Source organism: Armatimonas sp., assembly GCF_964826245.1.
This window is the reverse complement of record NZ_CBAYMC010000324.1, coordinates 1-4030: the sequence shown is the minus strand read 5'-3', so window position 1 is coordinate 4030 and position 4030 is coordinate 1. Positions and strand designations below refer to the sequence as shown.

Sequence of the window (4030 nt, the reverse complement as noted above, 5' to 3'; positions counted from 1 at the left end):
TCAGAGAGCTGCGCCGTGGCCTCGATGCTCTCCAGAAACCCATCACCCTCAGAACGCAAGTGGACGATATAAACCCCGCCGTAGCGCCCGACGATCTTAGCGCACTCGGTGAGCTGGTGGTCGGTGGAGTAGGAGTCAGGCGGGTAGATCAGCGCGGGTGCGATCCCAAAGGCCCCCTCTTCCATCGCCTCCGCCGTTATACGGCGCATCTGCTCTAGCTGGTCATCGGTGGGCGCAGCAGCATCCCAACCACAGGCCCACTCACGAACGCTGCCACCGCCCACAAAGCTCCCGACATTTACAGAAACGCCGCGCGTCTCGTAGTGCTTGAGCCAGTCAGAGAAGTGCCGCCAAGTGGGAGCATCACTCGTCTGCCGCTCAACGCGCCGTCCGCCAAAGGGCGCAGGTGTCCAGAGCTCACCTAAGATCTCCGTCGTGACGCCTTGAGTGACTTTTGAGAGCCCTCGCCCATCGGTCAGATAGGGATGGAGGGAGTGGCTCTGAATGTCTATGAAGCCCGGACAGAGAACTTTCCCCGGCATCGAAAGCACACACCCCGCATTTTCGCGTGGGAAGTGGCCCGGTGCCGTGACGGCGATGATGTGCTCCCCTGTCACAGCCACATCGGCATAAAAAAACGGATTGCCCGTGCCATCTACGACACGGGCATCCGTTATGAGAAAATCAGCCGTCACGTTTACGTTTACTTACGGCGGCGGCGCAAGAGAGCAAGCGCCCCCAAGCCGACCAGAGCAAGCGTCCCAGGCTCTGGGATCGCATTACCGCGTCCCGATACCACCACGTTATCTATCGCCCAAGACTCATCCGGCACACCCTGAAGGTTGTGTCCCGCGAAGTCCAGAGTGACCGTGTCACTGGCCGCCGTGAACTCAAGCTGCGGGTTAGAAACGCCATCGAACTTGTAGAGAGCATAGCCATCAAAGATGCCATAGACATCGGCGTTGCTAAACTCCGCATCGGTGCCCGGCGCGTAGCTCGCCATGCCAATATAGCCATTCGACGAAAACGATTGGTCGGATCCACTAACATTGGAGAAAGTCGTCTCTGCTAAAATGCCACCATCCGCCGTCACACGCCAGACATCGGGTCCTACAGAGCTATCATTTCCATCCCAAGACCCCTTAACCAGAAGATCCAAAGTCAGATTGTACAAGTCACCGGGAACCAGTCCACTGAGCGTCAGGCTTGTACTGGAGTTATCGGAAAAAAGCCCCAAGAACTGGGAGGTCGCTCCGGATGGGTCGGTGGTGTTAGGATGGCTCACAAGAGAACCCACCGTGAAACCTCCCGTGGTAGCCTCAAAGTCGTTGGAGTAGACAATCTGAGCCTGGGCACTGCCAGCAAGCACCAGACCAGCGACGAGCGCAAGAGAGATTTTATTTTTCATTCTAATATTCCAAACCCTAGTCAATAGAAGCCCCTGATAGACTACCCACTATTATACCCAGTAAAGTCGCTTGTAAAAACCTAGTAATTTTACGGTTTATAAGATTCCCACTGACCCTGGGTGTTGATTATCTCACAAGGCTTAAAATTCGACTTGTAGGAAAGGCTTGGACAAGCGGCGACCCAGTAGCCAAAATAGGCCCAAGGCTTCTGGAGCAGGCGGGCAAGCGCGATGGTCTGAAGCATCGCAAAGGTCCCAATGCTGCGCTCCCCGCACTCAGGCTCGTAGTAGTGGTAGACTCCTGAGACGGTGCTGGGCGTGATATCCGTGAGCACAACGGCCCGGAGCACGTCTTTCTCCCAGACACTGATCTCCACCGCAGGAAGTGGATTGTGCACAAACGAGAAAGCGTAGTCCTCAGCAGATTTCTCTACCTCAGGCCAGCCTTTGGCGACTTCTTGTGCGGTGTGATAGCGGTTGTAGAGTGCCAAGCGCACTGCATCCACGGTGGGGCGAGCATGGCGTATTTCTAAATCCTCATTTTTTGCCAGCGCCCGCCGCTGGGAGCGACTCGGGGAAAACTCCGCCACCGAGATCCGAATCGGGCGGCACTCCTGGCAGACCTCACAGACCGGACGAAAGAGCACCGGGCCAAACTTGCGCCAGCCCTCGTTCATTTTCTGCTCGTACTCCTCCGGGCTAAGCTGCGCCACCACCAGGTTTTCCATAGTCGCCTGCCGCTCGGGCAAGTAGTGGCACTCATCTGGCCCGGTCAGAACTCTCTGGAGAACACGCATAAAGCATTTTACCGGTAAAATAGCCTATGCTCTCTGTACCAGCACTCCTCGACGATGCGGCTCGCCGCTGGCGTATTCCCACCCCGCTCTTGCTGGCTCTTGCCTGGCATGAAGGGCGCTGGCAGCAGCTCCGTACCGCACAGGACATTGAGGAGCTCGCGCGAAAGCTCTATCTCTGCTGGAACCGTGCGCCGATCATGGGCAATGGACGGCTCGAAGATGGGCGCAATATCTTGGAGTGCTGGTTCTATGCTCTAGGGCGCTACGGTACGGGCAAAGAGGGCGCGGCGAGCCATGCCTATGCCAACCAGGTTCTGGACACACTGGCCTCAGGCGGCGAAAGACGTTTCCCCAAGATTGCTGTGACCCGTCCCTCGGCCGAAAAACTTGCCTGGGGCCGGAGCGCCCCCACCGGCCCACCCGCGCCGTGGCACTTTGGCGATGTCGCGCCTCTTCCCTGGGCAGCGCCGGTGGTGCATCTCAAGCTCCCCTATGTCATGCAGGTATGGGACTCCCCCGACGACTTTGACGGTGCGGGCTCTTGTGGCCCCTGCTCCATGATCATGCTGCTGGCGGGCCTGGGAAAGCGCCCCGCCAAGCCCGTTGCGATCACGTCTTCCTACGTCCACACCAATGCCTGGGGCGGCTACATCAAAGAGATTGACGATGCGGTCTGTGAGCCCAACTCGGGCGCAGTGCACGCCAAGATGCTCGCCTACCTCAAGCCCGATTTCCCTGGTGTGGCGATTCTCTACAACGAAAAAGCCACGTTTGCGCGGGTGAGAGCCGAGCTAAACGCAGGCCGACCGGTGATCTTAGGGACACGGGTCACTCCTGCTGGGCATCTGATGACCGCATGCGGCTATCTCTCCGACAACAAGCGAATCATTGTCAATGACCCCGCCGGAAACCAGACCTGGACAGCGCGACGCAATAGCCCCGATGGAGAGCTCTCCTCCACGGGCAATCGCTACTGGAATGGCGGCGGCGAGGGTGCAATCTACGAGTGGGAGGCACTCGATGTTCGCTGGATCATGACCATCGGCCCCAAGCCCCCCGATGCCGACAACCCCGAGGATGGCAGTTAAAACATGAAAAGCCTGCCTCGGTTTCTCTGCGCTCTGCTGCTCCCTGCACTGGTTCTTCTTGTTGTGGCATGCTCGCCCAAAAACGCAGAAACATCTCTCCCACCCGATGAGACATCGCCGTTTGTGGGGAATGCGGCCTGCGAGCCCTGTCATGCGGCTGAGTTCACGAGCCATCAGAAGACCCGCCACATGGCCACGATGCAGGAGGCAACGCGCGCGGGGCTAGGGGCACTTGCCCCCGAGCGAGGGCAAATTCCAGGCGGCGGCATGCTGAGTGAGCAGCAAGGGCGCTTTGTGATCAACGATCTTCCTCTCCAGCTCGTTCTGGGCTCTGGCAAGACCGGCATGACCTTTATCGCCCTCGCCGACGATAGCTGCACCGAGATTCAGACCAGCTACTTCCCCCACGAGAAGCTCTGGCGCACCACGCCCGGCCAAGAGAAACCCAAGACGGTAGCGGATCAGCGGGGCCGCATTGTCATTGGCCAGGAAGCACAGCGCTGTCTCGGATGCCACGCGGTCACCCTTCCCGAAAACTCTCTACAGGTCGAGCGCCGCTTCTTTGGCGTGGGCTGTGAGTCTTGTCACGGACCGGGCCGGGAGCATGTCGCCACGATGGGTAAAGGCGAGAAGCCTGCTAAGCTCGCGATAGAGTCGCTCAAAGGTGCAGGCGGCGAGCAGCTCAATACGCTCTGTGGTAGCTGTCACCGAACGCAAGACGATGTCGGGCCTCTCAG

The 4030-nt window shown here is 58.8% G+C and carries 4 protein-coding genes and 1 pseudogene; 2 read left to right on the top strand and 3 right to left on the bottom strand.

Annotated elements, in window-relative coordinates; translation table 11 throughout:
• The 3 genes and pseudogenes from AC1XOS_RS20685 to AC1XOS_RS20675 form a co-directional block, all read right to left on the bottom strand.
• A pseudogene (locus AC1XOS_RS20685) lies at positions 1 to 695 on the bottom strand (D-aminoacylase); the annotation flags it as partial.
• 8 nt (positions 696 to 703) lie between these two features.
• The gene (locus AC1XOS_RS20680) at positions 704 to 1408 is read right to left on the bottom strand and encodes a PEP-CTERM sorting domain-containing protein (protein ID WP_481964105.1); all 705 of its coding nucleotides are present in this window, start codon (positions 1406 to 1408) and stop codon (positions 704 to 706) included.
• An 89-nt stretch (positions 1409 to 1497) separates the two neighbouring features.
• Complete coding sequence (locus tag AC1XOS_RS20675) at positions 1498 to 2205, bottom strand: arginyltransferase (RefSeq protein WP_481964104.1); 708 nt, start codon at positions 2203 to 2205, stop codon at positions 1498 to 1500.
• Between the two features lie 26 nt (positions 2206 to 2231).
• Here AC1XOS_RS20675 and AC1XOS_RS20670 point away from each other — a divergent pair, with 26 nt between their 5' ends.
• Positions 2232 to 3293 (top strand): C39 family peptidase, encoded by a 1062-nt coding sequence (locus AC1XOS_RS20670; protein ID WP_481964103.1) that lies wholly within the window; start codon positions 2232 to 2234, stop codon positions 3291 to 3293.
• A 3-nt stretch (positions 3294 to 3296) separates the two neighbouring features.
• Positions 3297 to 4030 (top strand): multiheme c-type cytochrome (locus AC1XOS_RS20665; protein ID WP_481964102.1); only part of this gene is annotated, 734 nt, incomplete at its 3' end.